This window comes from Alcanivorax sp. HI0083, assembly GCF_001635175.1.
Genome location: NZ_LWFX01001283.1, coordinates 1 through 2,681, shown reverse-complemented (window position 1 = coordinate 2,681; position 2,681 = coordinate 1). Strand labels below are relative to the sequence as shown.

Annotated in this window: 3 protein-coding genes; 2 read left to right on the top strand and 1 reads right to left on the bottom strand. The window is 56.4% G+C overall.

Annotated features, from left to right (window positions below; all coding sequences use genetic code 11):
• Both A3754_RS19030 and A3754_RS19025 read left to right on the top strand, forming a co-directional pair.
• Window positions 1-719: nitronate monooxygenase family protein (locus A3754_RS19030; protein ID WP_063520955.1), on the top strand; the 719-nt coding region annotated here is incomplete at its 5' end.
• Window positions 720-1,144: 425 nt separating this feature from the next.
• Complete coding sequence (locus A3754_RS19025; RefSeq protein WP_063520954.1) at window positions 1,145-1,747, top strand: glutathione S-transferase family protein; 603 nt, start codon at window positions 1,145-1,147, stop codon at window positions 1,745-1,747.
• 65 nt (window positions 1,748-1,812) lie between these two features.
• On the opposite strand, the gene fghA is transcribed toward A3754_RS19025, so the two are convergent.
• Window positions 1,813-2,658 carry an S-formylglutathione hydrolase gene (fghA, locus tag A3754_RS19020; RefSeq protein WP_063520953.1) on the bottom strand — a complete coding sequence of 282 codons (846 nt, stop codon included), beginning with the start codon at window positions 2,656-2,658 and terminating at the stop codon, window positions 1,813-1,815.
• Window positions 2,659-2,681 lie beyond the last annotated feature (23 nt).

The window sequence follows — 2,681 nt, the reverse complement described above, 5'->3', positions numbered from 1 at the left end:
TAATTTGTGAAAACGGTGTCACCGTGGTGGAAACCGCCGGCCGTAACCCGGAACCGCATATGCCCCTGTTCAAGGAATACGGGGTGAAGGTGGTGCACAAGTGCACGTCAGTGCGCCATGCGCTCAAGTCGGAAAAAGTGGGTGTGGATGCGGTATCCGTGGATGGCTTCGAATGTGCCGGCCACCCGGGGGAAGATGACATTCCCAACCTGGTGCTGCTGCCGGCGGCGGCCCGTGTACTGAAAATTCCCATGCTGGCGTCCGGCGGTATCGGCACCGGGGCGCAGATGGCGGCGTGTCTGGCGCTGGGTGCCGATGGCATCAACATGGGTACCCGTTTCCTGGCCTCCAAAGAGGCCCCGGTACATGAAAACATGAAGAGAGCCATTGCCGAGGCGTCCGAACTGGATACCGCACTGATCTTCCGCCCCTTGAAAAATACCGCTCGTGTGTACAAGAACGCGGTGGCCACCAAGGTCAACGAAATCGAACGCGAAAAAGGTCAGGACATGAAGTTTGAATACATCGTGGATCTGGTGGCTGGTGTGAAAGGCAAGGCGGCACTCACCTCCGGTGAAATTGATGGTGGTATCTGGACGTCGGGGATCGTGCAGGGGCTGATCGATAGTTATCCGAGCTGTGCGGAAATCATCGATGACATTATCAGTGAATGTACCGGCACTATTAATCAGCGTCTGGCAGAAATCATGAAAAGCTAGGGAGCCTCTGAATAACGCCTTGCGTACTCAGCGTGGCCTGGAGCGTTCAGCTGTTGTGTCTTGTCTCGATGGTCAGGGTGGTTCCCTTTCCGAGAGGCAAGGCGCAGCAGATGGGCGCTCCAGGCCACGCCCTTCGGGTCTTTCAGGCTGGCCCGCACTCGTTGTTGCACTTTTTCGATGGATGGACATATCTCGATCCCAGTTAGGGGACACCTTCAAAAGCGCGCCCTCTGTGCCCCGAATGGGGTATAGATTGCGAACCAGCCTGAAAGACTGAGCATGCAAGGCGTTATACAGAGGCTCCCTAATAAGACGCTGAAACACTATTTTCCTGAAATAAGGTTATGCTCTCCCGAGCCAGCCAGGGCAATGCCCTGGCTTTTTTATGTCGCTCAATGCTTGATTCCCGATCAGAAGGATCTGATATGTATCGCTTGTATGAATTTTCTTCCTCCGGTAACTGCTACAAATTACGCCTGGCCATGGCGCAACTTGGTGTTCCCTTTGAACGCGTGGAAAAAGACATTACGCGTGGCGAAACCCGCAGCGACGACTTTCTTGCCATCAACCCTAACGGCCGTATTCCCGTACTGGTAACCCCGGATGGCAGAACCCTGCCGGAATCCAACGCTGCGCTCTGGTACCTGGCCCGTGACAGTCAGCTGATGCCCACCGATGCCTTCGAGCAGGCTCAGGTGCTGCAGTGGATGTTCTTCGAGCAGTACAACCACGAACCGAATATCGCCACGTCCCGGTATTGGCTGCATGTGCTGGGAGAGCCGGAAAAGTACGCTGAAGGGCTGAAAGAAAAGCAACAAAAGGGCCATGAGGCGCTGGCGGTGATGGAGCGGCATTTACAGGCCGTGCCTTTCTTCGTGGGTGGGCGCTACTCCATTGCGGACATTGCCCTGTACGCCTATACCCATGTGGCCGATCAGGGGGGCTTCTCACTACAGGATTATCCGGCAATCAGGGCGTGGTTGGGGCGAGTAAAAGCACAGCCGGACTATGTTGGTATGCTGGATTGAAGGCGCGTTCCAGTGGATGGGGATTGCACGGCAAGGCGGCCGGTGTGGCGCCTTGCCGGGGGGGGTCACTGGCTCAGATGGTGAAAGTGGTACTTGAGATGGTCGTCAATAAAGCTGGCGATAAAGAAATAGGAATGGTCGTAGCCGGGCTGCATTCGCAGGGTGATCGGCACGCCGGCTTCCTCGCAGGCAGCGCTCAGCGCTTCCGGGCGGAGCTGGCCGTCGCTGTAGAAGTTGTCGGCATCCCCTTGATCAATCATCAATGGCAGCGCACTTCCCTTTGCCTTTAACAGCTCGCAGCTGTCCCAGTCTTTCCAGACTTCCTGGTTGTCTCCCAGATAGCCACCCAGAGCTTTTTCGCCCCATGGGCATTGGGCCGGGTTGCTGATTGGCGCGAAAGCGGAGACCGAGGTGTAACGCCCGGGGTTTTTCAGGGCGCAGATGAGTGCGCCATGGCCGCCCATGGAGTGCCCGCTGATGGCCTGTTTGCCATTGAGTGGGAAATGCGCCTGCACCAGCGCCGGCAACTCTTCGGTCACATAGTCGTACATGCGGTAGTGCTGGCTCCAGGGTGACTGGGTGGCATTCACATAGAAGCCGGCGCCGGAGCCAAAGTCGTAGCTTTCATGTTCACCGGGCAAGTCGGTACCACGCGGGCTGGTGTCCGGGCAGACAATCGCCAGCCCCAGTTCCGCAGCGGTTTTGTGGGCACCGGCTTTCTGCATGAAATTTTCATCCGTACAGGTCAACCCGGACAACCACCATAGCAGCGGCACAGTATTTTCTTCTGCGGCCGGAGGCAGATAAATGGCAAAGATCATTTCGCAGTTGAGCACCTGGCTGCGATGTTTGTAGCGCTTCAACCAGCCACCAAAGGATTTGGTGGCAGAAACCAATTCGATATCAGACATGATTTATCCTTTCTGACGAAGCC